The 18,292-nt window shown below is 67.8% G+C and carries 18 protein-coding genes; 11 read left to right on the top strand and 7 right to left on the bottom strand.

Going from position 1 to position 18,292, the window contains the following annotated elements:
* Positions 1-4 precede the first annotated feature (4 nt).
* The 7 genes from BIU82_RS16460 (at position 5) to BIU82_RS16430 (ending at position 7,247) form a co-directional block, all read left to right on the top strand.
* A complete protein-coding gene (locus tag BIU82_RS16460; protein ID WP_083292396.1) occupies positions 5-1,378 on the top strand; it encodes an MFS transporter in 1,374 nt (457 codons plus the stop codon).
* Between the two features lie 12 nt (positions 1,379-1,390).
* Positions 1,391-2,887 carry an amidase gene (locus tag BIU82_RS16455; RefSeq protein WP_083292395.1) on the top strand — a complete coding sequence of 499 codons (1,497 nt, stop codon included), beginning with the start codon at positions 1,391-1,393 and terminating at the stop codon, positions 2,885-2,887.
* Positions 2,888-2,930: 43 nt separating this feature from the next.
* Positions 2,931-3,617, top strand: coding sequence for a GntR family transcriptional regulator (locus tag BIU82_RS16450; RefSeq protein ID WP_253182818.1), 687 nt, complete (start codon positions 2,931-2,933; stop codon positions 3,615-3,617).
* Complete coding sequence (locus BIU82_RS16445; RefSeq protein WP_070350534.1) at positions 3,614-4,399, top strand: aspartate/glutamate racemase family protein; 786 nt, start codon at positions 3,614-3,616, stop codon at positions 4,397-4,399. The genes BIU82_RS16450 and BIU82_RS16445 overlap by 4 nt, the downstream gene beginning before the upstream one ends.
* A gap of 11 nt (positions 4,400-4,410) precedes the next feature.
* Positions 4,411-5,826, top strand: coding sequence for an amidohydrolase family protein (locus tag BIU82_RS16440; RefSeq protein ID WP_070350533.1), 1,416 nt, complete (start codon positions 4,411-4,413; stop codon positions 5,824-5,826).
* Between the two features lie 8 nt (positions 5,827-5,834).
* Positions 5,835-6,563, top strand: coding sequence for an aspartate/glutamate racemase family protein (locus BIU82_RS16435; protein WP_139146662.1), 729 nt, complete (start codon positions 5,835-5,837; stop codon positions 6,561-6,563).
* Between the two features lie 243 nt (positions 6,564-6,806).
* Positions 6,807-7,247: an Lrp/AsnC family transcriptional regulator gene (locus tag BIU82_RS16430; RefSeq protein WP_070350532.1), complete on the top strand. Its 441-nt coding sequence runs from the start codon at positions 6,807-6,809 to the stop codon at positions 7,245-7,247.
* Positions 7,248-7,254: 7 nt separating this feature from the next.
* Here the strand turns inward: BIU82_RS16430 and BIU82_RS16425 are convergent, their stop codons facing one another.
* Together BIU82_RS16425 and BIU82_RS16420 are read right to left on the bottom strand one after the other, a co-directional pair.
* A complete protein-coding gene (locus BIU82_RS16425; RefSeq protein ID WP_070350531.1) occupies positions 7,255-8,652 on the bottom strand; it encodes an aldehyde dehydrogenase family protein in 1,398 nt (465 codons plus the stop codon).
* Positions 8,645-9,697 carry a homoserine dehydrogenase gene (locus BIU82_RS16420; RefSeq protein ID WP_070350530.1) on the bottom strand — a complete coding sequence of 351 codons (1,053 nt, stop codon included), beginning with the start codon at positions 9,695-9,697 and terminating at the stop codon, positions 8,645-8,647. Before BIU82_RS16420 ends, BIU82_RS16425 begins: the two co-directional genes overlap by 8 nt.
* A 292-nt stretch (positions 9,698-9,989) precedes the next feature.
* Between BIU82_RS16420 and BIU82_RS16415 the strand changes: the two genes are divergently transcribed.
* Together BIU82_RS16415 and BIU82_RS16410 are read left to right on the top strand one after the other, a co-directional pair.
* The gene (locus tag BIU82_RS16415) at positions 9,990-11,423 is read left to right on the top strand and encodes an amino acid permease (protein ID WP_070350529.1); all 1,434 of its coding nucleotides are present in this window, start codon (positions 9,990-9,992) and stop codon (positions 11,421-11,423) included.
* 155 nt (positions 11,424-11,578) lie between these two features.
* A complete protein-coding gene (locus tag BIU82_RS16410) occupies positions 11,579-12,349 on the top strand; it encodes an IclR family transcriptional regulator C-terminal domain-containing protein (protein WP_070350528.1) in 771 nt (256 codons plus the stop codon).
* Here the strand turns inward: BIU82_RS16410 and BIU82_RS16405 are convergent.
* The 3 genes from BIU82_RS16405 to BIU82_RS16395 form a co-directional block, all read right to left on the bottom strand.
* Positions 12,346-13,104 (bottom strand): IclR family transcriptional regulator, encoded by a 759-nt coding sequence (locus BIU82_RS16405; RefSeq protein WP_070350527.1) that lies wholly within the window; start codon positions 13,102-13,104, stop codon positions 12,346-12,348. The genes BIU82_RS16410 and BIU82_RS16405 overlap by 4 nt on opposite strands.
* Positions 13,105-13,168: 64 nt before the next feature.
* A complete protein-coding gene (locus BIU82_RS16400; protein ID WP_070350526.1) occupies positions 13,169-13,918 on the bottom strand; it encodes a cyclase family protein in 750 nt (249 codons plus the stop codon).
* A complete protein-coding gene (locus BIU82_RS16395) occupies positions 13,918-14,364 on the bottom strand; it encodes a hypothetical protein (protein ID WP_070350525.1) in 447 nt (148 codons plus the stop codon). The genes BIU82_RS16400 and BIU82_RS16395 overlap by 1 nt, the downstream gene beginning before the upstream one ends.
* 273 nt (positions 14,365-14,637) lie before the next feature.
* Between BIU82_RS16395 and BIU82_RS16390 the strand changes: the two genes are divergently transcribed.
* Positions 14,638-15,162: a GNAT family N-acetyltransferase gene (locus BIU82_RS16390; RefSeq protein WP_216099035.1), complete on the top strand. Its 525-nt coding sequence runs from the start codon at positions 14,638-14,640 to the stop codon at positions 15,160-15,162.
* Positions 15,163-15,182: 20 nt separating this feature from the next.
* Here the strand turns inward: BIU82_RS16390 and BIU82_RS16385 are convergent, their stop codons facing one another.
* Both BIU82_RS16385 and BIU82_RS16380 read right to left on the bottom strand, forming a co-directional pair.
* Positions 15,183-16,067, bottom strand: coding sequence for a diacylglycerol kinase family protein (locus BIU82_RS16385; RefSeq protein ID WP_070350524.1), 885 nt, complete (start codon positions 16,065-16,067; stop codon positions 15,183-15,185).
* Positions 16,068-16,073: 6 nt separating this feature from the next.
* Entirely contained in the window at positions 16,074-16,496 is a 423-nt protein-coding gene (locus BIU82_RS16380; RefSeq protein WP_070350523.1) for a hypothetical protein, read from the bottom strand.
* A gap of 136 nt (positions 16,497-16,632) precedes the next feature.
* Between BIU82_RS16380 and BIU82_RS16375 the strand changes: the two genes are divergently transcribed.
* Positions 16,633-18,288, top strand: coding sequence for an MFS transporter (locus tag BIU82_RS16375; protein ID WP_070350522.1), 1,656 nt, complete (start codon positions 16,633-16,635; stop codon positions 18,286-18,288).
* Positions 18,289-18,292 lie beyond the last annotated feature (4 nt).

Raw genomic sequence — 18,292 nt, 5'->3', positions numbered from 1 at the left:
GCCCGTGTCGATCAACTCCGAGACCCAAAGCACCCAGAGGTCAACGTCAGCCAAGAAGGGCGGCGAAAACTCGATGAAGAGGGTCGTCGCCGCAAGCTTCGTAGGCACCACGCTTGAGTACTACGACTTCTTCGCCTACAGCACCGCAGCGTCCATCGTTTTCCCCGTCCTGTTCTTCCCCGGCTCGGATCCCGCCATCGGCCTGATCCTGGCATTGTCCACCTACGCGGTGGGCTACGTGGTCCGCCCGCTCGGCGCCGCGGTCTTCGGCCACTTCGGCGACAAGATCGGCCGCAAGAACGTCCTGGTCACCACCCTCCTGCTCATGGGCCTGGCGAGCGCCGCCGTCGGCCTCCTGCCCACGTACGAGAACATCGGCATCTGGGCTCCCATCCTGCTGGTGGCCCTGCGCTTCCTGCAGGGCATCGGCATCGGCGGCGAATGGGGCGGCGCCGCCCTCATGGTCACCGAATCGGACAAGAGCGGCCGCCGCGGCTTCTTCGGCAGCCTCGTCCAGAGCGCGGCCCCCACCGGCCTGCTGCTCGCCACCGGCATCTTCACGCTCCTCACCTCCACCCTGGCCAAGGACGCCTTCATGTCCTGGGGCTGGCGCATCCCGTTCCTCATCAGCTTCCTGCTGGTGGCAATCGGCCTCTACATCCGCATGAAACTGGCCGAATCCCCCGTCTTCGAAGAGGCCGAAAAGAAGGCCGAAGCGAAGAAGCAGGAAGAGGTCAAGGCTCCGCTCCTCTACGTTTTCGCGCACTACAAGAAGGCCCTGGCCCTGGCCGTCGGCGCCCGCATCGGCAGCGACATCGCGTTCTACATCTTCGCCCTGTTCGTCCTGGTCTACGGCACCGAGCACCTGGGCCTCCCCAAGAGCCTGGCCCTGGCAGCGTCCACCATTTCCGCCGTCGCCCAGATGATCGCCATCCCGCTGTTCGGCGCCCTCTGCGACAAGCTGGGCCGCCGCCCCGTGATGATCGGCGGCGCGATCGCCGGCATCATCTACAGCTTCGTCTTCATCGCCATGCTGAACTCGAAGGAACCGTTCCTGGTGCTGATCGCCCCGGCCATCGGCCTGGTGATCGTGGCCGCGATGTACGCCCCGGTTGCGTCCTTCATTCCGGAGCTCTTCCCCACCAAGGTCCGTTACACCGGTGCTGCCGTGGGCTTCCAGCTGGCAGGCGTGTTCGGCGGCGGCTTCGCCCCGCTGATCGCCATCCAGTTGATCGCCCTCACCACCTCCGGGTTCTCGGTGGCCGGCTACCTGTCGGCGGCCCTGCTGCTCATGGTCTACTGCGTCTACATCGCCAAGGAGACGTCCAAGATCGCCATGACCGACGCCGGCGCCAAGACTCCTGCCACCACGCGTTAGAAGGTCCTGACCATGAACAACACCGTCCTGCCTTCCGTGGACGGCGGTCCGGCCGCCGAGGCCGCAGCGCTGACCGGGCTTTCGCTGACCGGACTGTCGATGGTCCAGTGGGCCGCCGCCCTCCGCGAGCGCCGGCTGACCGCCGTCGAGTGCCTGGAACTGCACCAGGCACGGATCGCCGAGGCCAATCCCGGGCTGAACGCCATCGTCACCCCCAACCCGCGGGCGCGGGAGGAGGCGGAAGCCGCCGACGCCGCCGCAGCGGAGGGCCGTTTCCTCGGCCCCCTGCACGGGGTCCCCTTCACCGTGAAGGACACCCTGGCGGTCAAGGGATTGCGCTCGACGGCGGGAAGTCCCCTTCTGGGGGACTACATCCCGGCGGAATCGGCGACGGCGGTGCGCCGCCTGCAGGAGGCAGGTGCGGTGTTGCTCGGCAAGACCAACTGCTCGGAATTCGCGGTGGAAACGCACAGCCGCAACCCACTCTTCGGCGAAACCTGGAACCCCTGGGACACCACGCTCACCTCGGGCGGGTCCACCGGGGGCGACAGCGCCGCCGTCGCCGCCGGGATGAGCACCTTCGGCCTGGGCACGGACTTCGGCGGCTCCATCCGCTGGCCCGCGCATTGCACGGGCATCACCAGCCTGCGCCCCACGGTGGGGCTCATCCCGGAAACGGGCCTGCTGCCGTACGTCCCGCCGGCAGACGGCAGCCTGCCCGCCCCGAACTCGATGTCCGCGCTGCACCGCCTGGGCAGCGTGGCGTGGCTGGCCCGCAGCGCCGAGGACCTGGGTGTGCTGCTGGGGATCCTGGCCGGGCCCGACGGCGTGGATCCCTCCGCGGTGCCGGTCCCCTTGGGCGATCCTTTGGAGAGCCTGGACGGCCTGAGTGCCGCCTGGTTCGAGGATGAAGGCACCCACCCCGTGCGGGCGGACCTGGTGTCCGTGCTGCGCTCGGCCGCCGAAACCCTCGCGGGACTGGGCGTTCCGGTCACCCACGGCCGCCCGGCGGGGCTGGACCGGGCCGCGGCCGCGTTCATCCGTGTCCGCACCGCCGAAGGCATGCCGGAGGTGGCCGAACTGGCCGCCGGCCGCGAGGACCAACTCGGCACCCACCTGCACGGTCTGCTCGGTGAAGCGGCGTCCGTCGTCGAATACCGCAAGGCCGCGGCGGAACGGGACGCCATCCGCGCCGAAGTGCTGGCCGCCATGGAAGAACACAACATCCTGATCCTTCCCGTGGCCTGCGTTCCGGCGTCGGATCCGCGGCAGCAAAGCTTCACCGTGGAAGGCAAGGACATCCCGTGGACCGAACTGGGCTCCTGCTGCCGGGCCATCAGCATCCTGGGCTTCCCCGTTGCCGTGGTGCCGTGCGGGCTGTCCGAAGAAGGACTTCCCGTGGGCATCCAGGTGGTGGGACGCCCCTACCGTGACCGTGAAGTGCTCGCCGTGGCCGGAGCCCTGGAAAAGGCGTTCGGCCGGCTCACCCCGCCGGCATTCAGCAGATGAACGCCGAGGACATAGAGTCGCTAAAAAACCCACGAATGGAGCAATGATGCTGGCAGCAGAAGAGACCCCCGCCTCGGACCGTCCCCTCCGGGAGGCTGTGCGGGACACCCTGCGCACGCGGATCTTCGAGGGCCATTACGCCCCGGGCACCCGCCTGGTGGAGCGTGACCTGGCCGCCGAATTCAACGTCTCGCGCCTGCCCATCCGGGAAGCCCTGCGCATGCTGCGCCAGGAAGGCCTCATCCGGGACCGTGCCTCGCGCGGCTCCGAAGTGGCGGGCCTGAGCGCCAAGGATGTGGAGGACCTGTTCGACGTCCGCGAATCGCTCGAGGTGCTCGCCTGCCGGCTGGCCGCCAGCCGCGCCACCGAGGAGGACCTCAAGCGCCTCTCCGGGTTGCTGGACGACGCGGACCGCTTCCTCGCCAAGGGCTCCATCCTCGAAGCGCACCGGGCCAACAGCGAATTCCACGACGCCATCACGGCCATCGCCAACAACAACTTCCTGCGCTCCGCCTTGGAGCCCCTGCAGGGCCGCATGCACTGGCTCTTCCGCCACGTCAGCGACCTGCCCGAACTGATCCAGGAACACCGTGAGCTCTACGCCGCCATCGCCAGCGGCGACCCGGAGCGCGCCGCCGCCCAGTCGGCGTCGCACATCGGCAAGTACCGGCAGCAGTTCCCCGAAGACTCCCCTGCCACTGAACTGACCCTGCAACGGAAACGAACATGAAACTACTGGTCATCAACCCGAACATCAGCGAAGACGTCACAGCACTGATCGAGGCCGAAGCCCTCCGCTCGGCCGGCCCCGACACCGAACTGATCGTGCGCACCGCGCCGCACGGCGTCGAGTACATCGAAACCCGCTTTGAATCGCTGATCGCAGCCGGCGCCGTCGCCGAGCTGATCGCCGAATACGTCGGTCCTGAAGGCAGCACCGTGGACGGTGTGGTGGTAGCGGCGTTCGGCGATCCGGGCATGCCGGCTCTGAAGGAACTCGTGGACGTGCCGGTCATCGGCATCACCGAAGCCGCCCTGTGCGCCGCAGCCCTGCAGGGCCAGCGCTTCTCGATCATCGCCATCTCTGACCGCATCACCGCCTGGTACCGGGACTGCGTGGAGCACTTCGGCCTCGGCGGCCGCCTCGCCTCCATCCGCTCCATCAAGCAGAGCCTGAACGGCATCGGCTCCGTGCAGCACGACTTCAAGGACACCCTCCTGGCACTGAGCCGGCAGGCGGTCGAAGAGGACGGGGCCGACGTCGTCATCCTGGCAGGTGCGCCGCTCGCCGGGCTTGCCCGCGAACTCGACGGCGAGATCCCCGTTCCCGTGGTGGACGGCATCTCTTCCGGCATCCGCATGACCGAGGCCGTGGTGGAGCTCCAGTCCGGCTTCCACCGCCAAGGCGCGTTCGCCCCGCCGCCCTTCAAGAAGCGCAAGGGCCTTTCCGACACACTCGACGCCGCCCTGGCGACGGCCCAGTCCCACGTCTCCGCACCTTCGAAGAACTAGGAGGAACACCGATGTCCCTCATGCCAGAACTCGTCATCACCAACGGCACCGTGGTCAACAGCTTCGGTCGCCAGGCCGCGCACATCGTGGTGCGCGACGGCCGCATCGCCGAACTCATCGACGCCGCCCAGCCCGCACCGGCCGCGGCCCGCACCATCGACGCGCAGGGCAAGCTGGTGATCCCCGGCGGCATCGACGGCCACTGCCACGTGGCCCAGGTGACCGGCCGTTTCCGCACCCTGGACGACTTCGCCATCACTTCCACCGCGGCCCTCTGGGGCGGCACCACCACCATCATCGACTTCGGCATTCCGCGGGACGCCCAGGAAACCCCGCTGGATGCCGTGCTCAACAAGAAGCGCCTGGCCGCCGAATCCCGCTGCGACGTGGCCCTCCACGGCTCCGTGATCAGCTGGGACGAAACCGTGCCGTGGCAGCTGGAACAGCTCGCCGCCGAGGGCGTGCGCTCCGTGAAGATGTACACCACCAACCGCGGCTCCACCATGGCGGACGGGGACACCATCCTGAAGGTCATGCGCGAGATGGTCCGCCTGGACGGCCTCACCTACATCCACGCCGAACACGACGCCATCATCGCCGACTGCACCGAGCAGCACGCCGCGGACGGGCTCATTTCGATCGAGCACCTGCACCGCACCCGCCCCGAACTGGCCGAGGAAATCTCCGTCAAGGAAACCCTGGCCATGGCCAAGTACACCGGCGCCCCTGTGTACTTCGTGCACCAGTCCACCCCCGGCGCCGTGGACCTGGTCACCGAGGCCCGGGCCGCCGGCCAGGAAGCCTACTCCGAGACCTGCCCGCACTACCTCACCCTGGACGACACCGTGTACGGCAGCACCTTCCCCGAGTGGTACGCCTGCTGCCCGCCCATGCGCTGCCCCGAAACCGTGGCCGCCCTCAAGGAACGCCTGGCCGCCGGCGCCATCCACACCGTCTCCTCGGACCACTCCTGCTACGACCTCTCGCAGAAGCGCGAACGTACCGACGACATCCGCTTCATGCCGCACGGCCTGCCCGGCGTGGAAACCCGCATGCCCGTTACCTTCACCGCCCTGGTCACCGAGTCCGGCGGCTCCGTGGAGGAGTTCGTGGAAGTCTTCGCAGCCGGCCCTGCCCGCATCAACGCTGTTCCCGGCAAGGGCACCATCGCCGAAGGCTTCGACGCCGACCTCGTGATCTTCGACCCCGCCGAAGAACGCAAGGTCGACGGCGGCGCGCTGCACATGGGAACTGACTTCTCGCCGTTCGAGGGGAAGGCGCTGAACGGCTGGCCCGCCGTCGTCGTTTCCGCCGGACGCGTGGTGCTGGACGAAGAAGGCTTCCACGATCCCGGCCCCGTGGGCCGCTTCGTGGCCCGCAACGGCTTCAGCGCGCACCGCGATTCGCTCTCCCCCGTCTCTGCCTAGGAGTTCTTTTGCCTTCCGAAAACCGCCCCGTCCGCATCGGCATGATCGTGCCGTCCTCCAACACCTGCCTGGAGCCGCAAAGCTACCGGATCCTCGGCGAGCGCACGGACGTCACCTTGCACTTCACCCGCATCAACGTCACCCGGATCGCCCTGGACGATTCCTCGGACAAGCAGTTCGACGCCGCCGGAATGCGCGCCGCCGCCGAGCTGCTCGCCACGGCCGACGTCGACGTGATCGCCTGGAACGGGACCTCCGGGTCCTGGCTCGGCTCCGCGCACGACGAAGAACTCGTCAAGGAAATCACCGAAGCCACCGGCATCCCCGCCACCACCTCCACCCTGGCCTACCTTGAGGCGTTCCGGTCCTTCGGCACCGAGAAGATCGGCATGCTCACCCCGTACACCGCGGATGTGAACGAGGCCGTGGTGGCGTCCTACGAGCGCGAGGGCATCAAGACCGTGGACCACCGGCACCTGGACCTGAGCGACAACGAGTCCTTCGCCCGCGTCACCGATGAGGAGATGCTGCCCGGCTCCCTGGAACTGGCGGAGTTGAAGCCGGATGCCCTGATCTACCTCTGCACCAACCTGTACGGTGCCAACATCACGGAGGAAGTGGAGATCCGCACGGATGTGCCCGTGCTGGACTCCGTGGCTGTGACCTTGTGGCATTGCCTGAAGCTTGCCGGCGCCCCCTTGCTCGCACCAAGGTGGGGCCGGTTGCTGGCTGGCTGATCCGCCCACCTTGGTTGGCACCGCGCATCAGACCCGCCGCCGGCGCCCGGACTGAACCTGCCTGGCCCCGCACTATGCAGAGTGCGGGGCCGGGCATCCGGGAAGAGCGAACGGCCCGCCCCTCTTGCTGTGGCTTGGGGGCGGGCCGTTCGTGTGTGCAACTATCATCGGATCCTGGGCGCTTCTTCCGGGTGCCCGCGCAGCCATCGCCGGACTGCAATGATTTGACGCCGAAGGATACGCATGGACCGGGCAGGCCTTGACCAGATTGACCAGCGGATCCTGGAGGAACTGACCAGGAACGCCCGCATCAGCCACGCTGAGCTGGCGTCCAAGGTCCTCCTGTCCCGCAACGCCGTGCGCCAGCGGATCGACCGGATGGAACGGCATGGCCAAATCCAGGGTTATACCGTCGTTTCCGGCCCGTCCGGGCAGGCTCCCGTTGCCGCATACCTGATGGTCTACCGCAACGACCGCGTCCGGGGATCCGATGTTGTCGCAGCGCTGCAGGCGATCCCCGAGGTGGTCTTTTGCGACGTGGTCAGCGGCGACTTCGACCTGATCGTCCGGCTGGAGGCACGCTCGCTGGAACGGATCCAGGAGATCTGGGAGAGGATCGCCGCGCTTCCCGGCGTCAAGGACACGGTCACTGCCATGTCGCTGTCCAACTACGTCAGCCGCTGACCGTGGCTTATGCCGGGCCGCGCTTGATGCAGACCACCTTGGGTTGGGTCATCTCTTCGTAGGCGAACCGGACGCCTTCCCGTCCCATGCTTCCGTACTTCGAGCCGCCGAACGGCATGCCGTCAAAGCGGTAGTCGGAAGAGTCGTTGATCATCACGCCGCCGGCGTCGAGCTTGTCCGCCGCATCAAGGGCCGCGTTCAAGGACCCGGTGAAGATCCCGGCGTGCAGGCTGAAATCGATCCCGTTGGCCAGGGCGAAGGCTTCCTCCACGGCGTCGAATGGCTGCAGCATCACCACCGGGCCGAACACTTCCTCCTGCCACAGCCTGGAACCGTGGGGCACGTTTTCCAGGACCGTGGGATGAAGCACGTTGCCCTCCCGGACGTTGCCCAGAAGGCAGCGGGCCCCCGCGGCGACCGCCTCGTCCAGCTTGTCCTTGACCTCCGCCACGGCTTTCGCCGAAATCATCGGACCGACGTCGGTGCTTTCCTCCATGGGGTCGCCTGCGGTCAGCAGGGATGCCCGCAGGAGGAAACGACGGCGGAACTCCGGATAGATGGAACGCGCCACCAGGATGCGCTGGACTCCAACGCAGTTCTGGCCCGCTGCCCAGAAGGCGCCGGAGACGCAGCCGTCCACAGCGGCGTCGAGGTCCGCGTCATCCAGGACAAGCACCGGGGCGTTGCCGCCCAGGTCCATGGACAGCCTCTTGAGCCCGGCCGAACGGGCAATGCTTTCCCCTGTGGAGAATCCGCCGGTGAAGGACACCATCCGGACGTCCCGGCTGCGGATGATCTCCTCCGCGAACTCCCGCCCGCCATGCACCACCGTAAGTACGCCTTCCGGCAGTCCCGCGTCCGCAAGGGCGCCGGCCAGCAGCTGTGCCGAAAGGGGCGTCAGCGCCGACGGCTTGAGGATGACGGCGTTGCCGCCCGCAATGGCCGGCCCCAGCTTGTGTGCCACCAGGTTCAGGGGATCGTTGAAGGGGGTGATGGCTGCGATGATCCCCAACGGCTCGCGGGAGAACCATCCCTGGCGGTCTTCGGATCCTTCGAACGCGTCGAAGGGGATGACCTCTCCCGAATTCCGCCGGGCTTCGGCAGCGGAAAGCCGCAGGGTGTTGACCGCGCGCAGCACTTCCTTGCGGGCCTGACGGATCGTCTTCCCGGCCTCTGCGGTGATGGTCCGGGCAAACTCCTCGCGGCTCTCCCCAATCGCTGCCGCCGCGGACTCCAGGATCCTGCCGCGCTCGTGGCGCGAGAGGCTCCGGGCCGCGGCCGCGCCTTCCCGGGCTGTGGCAAGGATCCGCGTGGCTTCCGCGGGAGTGCTCAGCGGCACCACGCCGAGCACGCGGCCGTCATACGGACTGGTGACTTCGCAGACATCCTGCAGTGTCTCAAGCATGTACGGGCGCTCCTGCCTTGGCAGCGTGGATGGCGATGATGTCCGAGAGCAGGGCGTAGGCGGTTTCCACCCTTCCGGCCCCGGGGCCTGAAACCGTGACGGGGCCGAGCAGGTCCGTGGAGAACGACACTGCGTTGGTGGCGCCGGAAACCCCGGCCAGGCCGTGGTCCAGCGGCAGGGCAACGGGTTCGACGCCGGCGGTCACGGTTCCATCAGCGTTCCGTTTGGCCGAACCCACCAGCTTCCAACGCCTGCCCGCCAGCGCCGCGTTCTTCACTTCCTTCACGGAGAGTCCGGAGATCCCGCGGCGCGTGACATCGGCCAGGGTGATGCCTGCGCCAAGCAACTCGTTGGCGAGGATCAGGACCTTGAGCTGGACGTCGAAACCCTCGATGTCCGCCGCTGGGTTGGCCTCTGCGTAGCCGAGCTCCTGTGCCTCGGCGATGGCCTTGCCCAGCTCCATGCCCGTTTCCATCCGGCCCAGGACGTAGTTGCTGGTTCCGTTGAGGATGCCCTCGAAGCCGTTCAGCTTGAGGCCTTCGAACATCTTCCGGGCCAGGCGGATGACAGGCGTACCGCTCATCACAGCGCCTTCGAATTCGAAGTGGACGCCGTTGCGTTCGGCCAAGGCAGTCAGCTCGGGGCCGCGCAGTGCCACGGGGCCCTTGTTCGTGGTGCAGACGCTCTTTCCTGATTCCAAGGCCCACCGCACGTGGGACACGGCAGGTTCACCATCGTCGGGATTGGTGAACGTGGCCTCGCAGACAATGTCGGCGCTGCAGTTGCGGATGACGCGCTCGTTGTCCGGAGTGGCGGATCCGCCGTGGTCGGCGAAGGTCTCGCTGCCGCTTCCAAGCCGGAGGGCTACCGCGAGGTCGATCCCGTCTTCCTTGACCAGCGACCCCAGGCGCAGGTCCGTGATTGCGACGACCCGCAGGCCAAAGCCGAGTTCATCCGCGAGTGAGCTTCCACGGTCGTGGATCAGTTGGGCGAGGGTCCTGTTGACGCCGCCGAAGCCGATCAGCGCGATGTCATAGGTGGTCATGGTGTTCCTTCGTGTCGAGGTGGCCTGTGATCCCATCGTGCAGCCGTCCGCTGTCCGTCGGGCCATGCCCAACTGCCCGAATGCATGGTCGGAACGACCAAGCCAGGAGCGAAGGGACATAGTGACAGAAGGCAAAGAATGTGCAACATAAGCAAATTCTGATGTTTTTGATGACCAATCCCCGACAGGCGTGTTACTTTCGTCACGTTGACGCGCCACACCGTCTCCGTCCGCACGATGACGTGAGCCGCCGCGCACACCCCCGCACCCATTCCCGACACTGGAGGCACCCTTGGAACCTTTAACCCCGCTTAAGCCAGCAGTCCGGCAGGAACCCACAGCGGCGGCGGAGTCCGGCCTGCGCCGCGCGATGGGGCCCCGGCACCTGATCATGATCGCCATGGGCGGAGTGATCGGCTCCGGCTTGTTCCTCAGCTCCGGCTATACGATCTCGCAGGCCGGACCGCTCGGCGCAGTCATCGCCTACCTCGTGGGCGCATTCGTCGTGTACCTGGTGATGGCATGCCTGGGCGAGCTGGCCATCGCCTACCCGGTGTCCGGCGCCTTCCACATTTACGCCGCTCGCTCGATCGGCCCCGCCACCGGGTTCACTACGGCGTGGCTCTACTGGCTGTGCTGGGCGGTCGCCATCGGTTCGGAATTCACGGCGTCCGGATTGCTGATGCAGCGGTGGTTCCCCGGCGTGGACGTCTGGGTCTGGTGCCTCGTCTTCGCCGCCGTGCTCTTCGGCCTGAACGCCGTCTCCGCAAAGTTCTTCGGCGAGGCCGAGTTCTGGTTCGCCATCGTGAAGGTCGCGGCCATCATCGGGCTCATTGTCCTTGGCGGCGCCGCGCTCCTGGGCTTCCATCCGCTGAGCCAGGGCGGCGACCACCCGTTCCTCTTCGAAAACTTCGCCACGGAAGGCGGGCTGTTCCCCAACGGTTTCACCGGCGTGCTGGTGACTGCCCTCGCGGTCTTTTACGCGTTCTCCGGCTCCGAGCTGATCGGTGTTGCCGCAGGTGAAACCAAGGACCCGGCCACCAGCATCCCGAAAGCCATGCGGAGCACCGTCATCCGGCTCCTGGTCTTCTTCGTCGGAGCCATCGCCGTCATTGCCGCGACCATCCCCTTCGACAAGGTGGGCCTGGATGAGAGCCCCTTCGTCACGGTCTTTTCCTCTATCGGCATCCCGTTCGCCGCGGACATCATGAACTTCGTCATCATCACCGCCCTGCTCTCCGCGGGCAACAGCGGCCTCTTCTCCTGCGCCCGTATGTTGTACTCCCTGGCCGACGAAGGGCACGCGCCCCAGGCCTTGAAGAAACTGACCCGGCGGGGAATTCCCTTGATCGCCCTGTCCGTCAGCATGCTGGGCGGGCTCGCCTCCTTGGTCAGCAGCGTGGTGGCGCCCGAGACGGTGTACCTGGTGCTTGTCTCAGTGGCCGGGTTCGCCGTGGTGGGCGTCTGGATGTCGATTGCCGCATCGCACTTCTTCCACCGGCGGGCATTCGTGCGGAACGGCGGGGACGTGAACGGGCTCCCCTACCGGGCGCCGCTCTTCCCGCTGGTACCCATCCTCGCCTTCGTCCTGTGCCTCGTCTCGCTCGTGGGCATCGCGCTGGACCCCAACCAGGTGGCCGCCTTGTACTTCGGTGTCCCCTTCGTCGCGGCCTGCTACGTGTTCTTCCACCTCAAGTACCGGGCGAAGACGGCGACGGCGGCCTGAGCCGCCCGGGTGCCTGAACCGGCCAGGTGCCTGAACCGCCCCGCACCGAAGCGGCGGCCGGCAGCGAGTGCTGCCGGCCGCCGTCGTGCATGGCTTTCCGGCCCGGAAACTGTGTGAGGATAGGCTGGTTGCCACGGCGGGAGGAGCGGCGGGAAATGGAGACTTCCCCGGAAGCGTCAACTATGGCGCAAGGACTGAGGATCGTACGGCTCGTGACGGAACGCGAGAAGGCCGGCAGGCAGATGTTGGGGGTTTCGCAGCTTGCCGCCGAACTGCAGCTGGACCAGAGCCGGGTGTCCCGCCTGACGCAGGAACTGTGCGACATCGGCCTGCTGGAACGCGAGGAGCGCGGCCCGTTCAGGGCGGGTCCCCGCTTCTTCGGGCTGGCGGCCTCCCTCAACAACGGCTGGTTCCGCGAAGCCGGCGCCGAATTGGAGAAGCTTGTCTCTTCGCTGGGCCTCCGGGCCCGTGTATCAGTCCGGGCGGGGTTCCGGGTGCTCCTGGTGCGCGCGTCCAGCAACGACATGGCGGCCGAGGGTTTCGCGTACCCCGGGATGATCACGCCCGTGTGGTGCACCGGAGCGGGTCGGGCGCTGCTGTGGGACCTCAAGCGCAAGGAGCTTGACGCACTCCTGCAGGACGTCAGCTTCATCGGCGTGGGAGGCCCGCAGGCGGCCCATTCAATCTCCGAAACCTGGGACCTGATGGCCCGGGACCGGCCGCAGGGTTATGTGGCCGCGGCCGAAGAATTCGAGCACGGCATCCATGAGCTCGCCGTGCCGGTACGGGATGCACAGGGCCGCATCACGGCAGCGTTGAGCGTCCTCGGCCTGGAGGGGCAGCTGCGGGGCAATGCGGACCGGGTGGCGGGGGCCCTGGCTGAAAGCGCCGCGCGCCTCAGCGGCGTTTCCCGGGCGGCAGGCTAAGCGCGGCCCAGGCGGGACTGCAGCCAGTTCCCCGCGTCCACCAAGGCCTCAGCGCACATCTTCCGTTTGGGCTCGAGCCGTGATTTCGGCCCCACGATCTGGAGCGCGGCAACAACGTCGCCCTTGAAGTCCCACACCGGAACGGCCAGGGAGTACAGCCCGGGTTCAGCCGCCTCGTCCACCACCGAGTAGCCGCGGGTGCGCGCGGCGGCGAGGCGCTCCAGGAAGTCATCCACGTCAACAGGGGTGTTCGGGCCATGGCGGACAAAATCCACGCGGGAAAAGATCGCGCGCACCTCGTCGTCGGAAGCCTCCCACAACAGGGCCTGGCCCGCGTCGCTGCAGTACGCCGGGTACGGCCGGCCGATCCAGGAGCCCACCAGTTTGGTGCTGTCCGGCACGCTTTCGGCGATGGTCACGGTGCTGTCGCCGCTCAGCACACCCAGGTAGCAGCCCTCATCGGTTTCCCTGGACAAGGCGTCGAGCGCGGCGGCACCATCCGTGGTGAGGCGGCGCCGGGTCAGGGCCAGGGCGTCGGTCATCACGGACCAGTCCGGGGCGTAGGTGCGGTAAGGGGTGCGCTGCAGGAACCCTTCCTGCTCGGCCGTGCGCAGGCTACGTGACACTTGGCTTCGGTCTTTACCCAGGTCGGCCGCAATCTCGGCGACCGTCCCGCCGGGCAGTCCTTGCGCCTGGCGGGACGCCGCCGCCAGCACGGCCATGATTCCACGGCCCATGCTGGAGGTCTTCGACATGGACTCGATCTTAGACGAACGCCCGCCCACGGGTTCGGCTCAGGGGGCCGGCCCAGGGGCCGGTTCAGGAAATAGCGAACACCCGCGCCGGGAATCCGCTGCCTTCCAAAGGCTTGGCCCACGAAGCGACAATGGCCGCGCCAGCTTCAGGAAGGTCCCCCAGGTTGGCGAGCAGTTCGATCTGCCAGCGGTCCTGGGCCAGCACGTAGGTTTCCAGGCTGAAGTCCTGCCGGGATGTCGCCTTGCCGGGGTCGGTGTCCGTTTGTTCATGCCCGACGGCGGCCACGCCCCGTTCCTCGATGAGGAAGGCGAGCACTTCGCGGGACCAGCCCGGGGTATGGCTGATGCCCTCGGAATCGCGGTTGGCCATCGCCGCGGCGTCCGGCCAACGGCTGCTCCATCCGGTACGCAGCGCCACGAAGGCCCCGGCGGGAACAGCACCGTTGCGCTCCTCCCAACGCCGGACGTCTTCCAGGGTGGGCGTGGCGTCCGGGTTTGCCGCTACGGCGCCCGTGATGTCGAGGACCACGAGGGGAAGGATCATTTCCTCGACGGGAATGCGGTCCAGCGTCCGGCCGCCCCGGATGAAGTGCGACGGCGGATCCACGTGGGTGCCCCACTGGCCGACGATGGAGTAACGGTGCGCGGTGAAGCCGTCACCGCGTTCGAGGTCGAACAGGGCCTCCCGGGTTTCGTCCGGGAAAGCCGGGAAATGCGGTTGGCCCGGGTGGAAAGCGTGCGTCAGGTCCGTGAAGGTCCGGCCGGCAAGGGCTTCCTTCAGGGCATCCCACACTGCGAGTGAGGTGGTTTCCATTACGCCGCCTCCCCTTCGCGGCCGCCGGTGTACACGTGGGCGGCGATGGTCACCGGCCCCGTCAGCTCAATGACCGGCAGCTCCCACGGGTGGATGTCCGCCAGTTGCTGCATGAATTCCTCCACGGTGTGCTCCGGAAGCTTGGCGTCAAAGTAGGTGGTGAACACGAACGTGGGCGAGATGGTGCGCTCCCCCACCACGCCAAGGGTCGGCGTGGCTCCCTGCGCGCAGGTGAAGCCTTCGAATCCGACGGTGGATTCAAAGACGTGCTTGTAGTTTCCGAAGTCGCCCAGGTCCTGGAACTGTTCCACGGCCCGCAGGAGCGACGCCACTCCTTCGTCCCCGGACAGCGCATCCAGGTCTCCGCCTGCAGCCCGGTGGAAGGTTTCTGCGCTGATGGGCCAATGCACCCGGAGCTTCCGGGCCGCCTTCATCTGGATACTCAAGGATTCTCCTTCACGGTACGTGTTGCATGTCATACTCGCACAGCAGAATGAGCATTACAAGCATAAGTTGGTGCTAATAATGCGCATTCGTCAGCACGCCCGCACCCCGGGGGCAAGGTTTAGCTTCGATCAACGCGCGGCCGGCCATCCCGTTCGCGGACTGCCTCGGGAGAATGTCTTCTATCCGCTTTTCCCCGCCTGACACTCACGCACAGCAGGTCCTGGCCTGGCTCGATCAGCTCACTACTCCACACGAACAAAGGAACCGACCCGATGAACCCGGCAGCAATGGATCCCCAAGTCCGGATCGAGGCTCTCACCCCGGCAGACCTTCAGGAACTCCTCGCGGATCATGCCCGGTACTGGGGTGACCGCGACCTCCGGCCGCTCCACTTGGCAGCTCTCATACACGAGTTCCCGTCTACCTGCCTGCTCGCCCGCACCGAAGAGGGGATCGGAGGGTACATCATCGGATTCGTCGCACCCTCCGGTGTCGGGTACGTACACTTGATCGCCATCCGGGATGACATGCGCGGCACAGGACTCGGACGCTCCCTCTACCGGGCGTTCGCGCGCGCCGCGCAGCGTGATGGGGCCCGAACGCTGAAAGCCATCACGTCAGTGGGCAATACCGGTTCCATCGAGTTCCACCGCAAGCTCGGTTTCACCGCGAACGTCGTCGACGACTACAACGGCCCCGGCCGCCCGATGGTCGTCTTCGCGCGGGAACTGGGTACCGAGCCTTTCCCCATTGCCGCCCCGGGCCCGCGGACGGGGCGCGGGGCTGCTGCCGGCTAGCAGCCGGCCGCCAACTAGTCCTACACCCGCACCAGCAGCGCGCCCGGGTCCACGCTCACCGTGAGCGTCGAGCCTTTGCCCTCATGGTCGCCGTCGAGCTGGAAGTCATCGGCGTGCTCCAGGCTGACTTCCATGGTCTTGCCTTGGAAGTACTCCACCGAGGTGTCCTTGCTGCGGCCCTTCCCGATGACCCCGGCGAGCACCCCCAGCCAGCCCAGTTTCCCGGGCGCCACCACCAGCAGGTCCAGCAGTCCGTCGTCCACGGCGGCACCGGGGAAGATCTCCACGCCGCCCTGGATCTTGCCGCAGTTGCCCACCATGACGCTGCGGACCCGGCGGCTCACCACCGGCTTGCCGTCCACGCTGATCCTCGCCTTGACCGGCTTGCCGGCGAGGTTCCGGATAGCGGCGTCCACATAGGCAAGCCAACCCACCTTGTCCTTGAGGCCTGAGTCGGTGTCCGCCATGATGCTCGCGTCGAAGCCGAGCCCGGCCATCACCAGGAAGACCTGTTCGGAGCCGCCGTCGCGCACGGAACGGACGACGTCGATCTTCCGCTCTTCACCGAGCAGCGCCGCCTTCGCGGCCCCCTCCATGTCCGCCACGTCCATGCCGAGGTTCCGCGCCAGCAGGTTCCCGGTGCCCAGCGGCACCAGGCCGAGCGGCGTGCCGGTCCCGGCCAGGACTTCGGCAACACAGCGGACGGTGCCGTCGCCGCCGGCGGCGATCACGACGTCGGCCCCCGCTTCGAGTGCCTCGCGCGCCTGGCCGGCGCCCGGGTCCTCCTCGGTGGTTTCGAGCCAGAGCGGCTCGGGCAGGCCGTGCGCGGCGCTGAGCCGTGTGATGGTTTCGCGGATGTCCTGCGCGGCGGACTTGGACGGATTGATGACGACGGCGGCCTGCATGGTTCCTTAGAGCTCCCCTCCCCGGGACCAGCCCAGGGCCTCGTACCGTTCCGCGGCGGCAGGATCCACCGGCGCGTAGATGACTGCGGCACCTTCAACGTAGGCTTCTTCCGCGAGCCGGGCCAGCACCACGGCCTCGTGCTCGCCGGATACCGGGGCGCCGCCCACAGGCAGCACCGGTCCCAGCACCGCGAAACCGTCCCCGAACGCCACCCGGCCACGCGCCACGGGGCGGTCGAAGCGGACCAGCTCCACGACGTCGTAATCCTCCATGGGAGCCTCAAACACGCCGAACTCGGACGCGAGCGCGGGCGCATCGTTGACCTCGCCGGGCGGGGCGGTCATCAGCACGCCGCCGGGCGGCGGCGCATCCTCGCTCACGCGTTCCCAGAGCTGCTGCCAATCGTGGTCGCTGTGTGATGCTGCCATGCCTCAGACCCTACCTTCCGGGAGCCGGCACGCACAGGAACGCCGCCCGGCCTGCGCCGGATCCCCCGGCCTGCGCCGCATCTCACGGGACGGGCGGTGTTCGTCCGCGCCGCCGGAAAGCGGCGATGATGGAGCGGTGAACAGCGATGCACCGGCCACGGCCCCCGCGGATCCCTCACCTTTCGCGCCCTTCCGGCGCCGGGCCTTCCTGTGGATCTGGCTCGGCATGGTGGTGGCGACCATCGGTTTGTGGGGCCAGACGGTGGGCGCCCAGTGGCTCTTCGTCCATGACCCGAATGCCTCGACCATCGTCCCGTTGGTGCAGACGGCGAATGCCCTTCCCGTGATGCTCCTCGCCCTGCCGGCCGGCGTGCTCGCGGATGCCTTCGACCGCCGTTGGCTCATGATCGGCGTGCAGGCCTATTCCGTGGTGGTCGCCACGCTGCTCACCGTGCTGACGGCGCTGGGCATGATGCCGCCCGCGCTGCTGCTGGCGTTCACTTTTGCGGTCGGCGCCGGGATCGCGATGCTCGCACCCGCCTGGCAGTCCCTCATCACCGAACTCGTTCCGCGGCAGAGCATCGTCGCGGCCACGCGCCTGGACATGGTCAGCGTGAACGTCTCGCGCGCCGCCGGTCCCGCTGTGGCCGGTGTGGTGATCGCGCACTGGGGCGTGCCTCCGGTGTTCGCCATCAACGCCGTGGCGGCCGCCGTGCTGGGGGCGGTCCTGCTCGCCTGGCGCCGCCCCCGCGCGGCCGTGGGCGAGCGCGAGCGTTTCCTTCCCGCGCTGCGCGCCGGCGGACGCTACGTGCGCCACGAACCGGTGGTCCGCAGGATGCTGCTGCGCTTCGCCTGCTTCATGCTGCCCGCCTGCTCGGTGTGGGCGCTGCTGCCCCTCGTGGCCAACCACCAGCTCGGCCTGGGAGCGGACGGCTACGGCCTGCTGTTCGCTTCACTGGGCATCGGCGCGGTGGCCGCTGCCCTCGGGCTGGGCCTGGTGCGGCGGCGCCTGTCCTCCAACGGCGTGCTGGTGCTCGCGGGCGTTTCTTATGCGGTGGCCCTCGGCGTGCTCGCACTGAGCACCGAAGTGTGGCTCGCGGTGCCGATGCTGATGGTGTGCGGCTTCGGCTGGAGTGCGGCCATCTCCACTGTGATGTCCGAGCTGCAGCTGTTCCTGCCGGGCTGGGTACGGGGCCGGGCCTTGGCGGTCCTGCTCATGGTGATGCTCGGTTCCCAGGCCGTCGCCTCGCCGCTCTGGGGCCTGCTGACCGGCCAGGCTGGGCTGCGCACGGCGCTCCTGACGGCCGCGGCACTGACCGCGGCGGGCGCCGTCGCGGGCATTGCGCTCAGGGTGCCGGAAAGCGAAGGGCTGGACCGCACGCCGCGGACGCACTGGAATACCCCGGCGCTCGGCGCCGCACCGGAGCCCGCCGCTGGTCCTGTCCTCATCTCAGTGGAATACGACGTCGCCGACGACCAGGAGCAGCAGTTCCTCGCCGCGATGCAGGCGGTGCGCCGCTCCCGGCTGCGCAGCGGCGCCACCCGCTGGGAGCTGTACAGGGTGGGCGAGGCGCCGGAAGTGTTCCTCGAGCAGTTCCTCGTGCCCAGCTGGCGCGAACACGAACGCCAGCACGAAGGCCGCCTGACCGCCGAAGACCAGGCCGTCGAAGACGCCGCCTTCGCCCACGTGATCGGAACGCCGCGGGCGCAGCACCTCCTGCCGCCGTCGACCTCGCGGACGCGGATCACGACGGCGGAGCAGCCGGCGGCGGAGGGCCTGCCTCGGACGTAAGGGG

This window comes from Arthrobacter sp. SW1, assembly GCF_001766675.1.
In the GTDB taxonomy this organism is placed as follows: Bacteria; Actinomycetota; Actinomycetes; order Actinomycetales; family Micrococcaceae; genus Arthrobacter.
The sequence above is the reverse complement of the archived record's forward strand: the minus strand, read 5'-3'. Positions and strand labels throughout refer to the sequence as shown.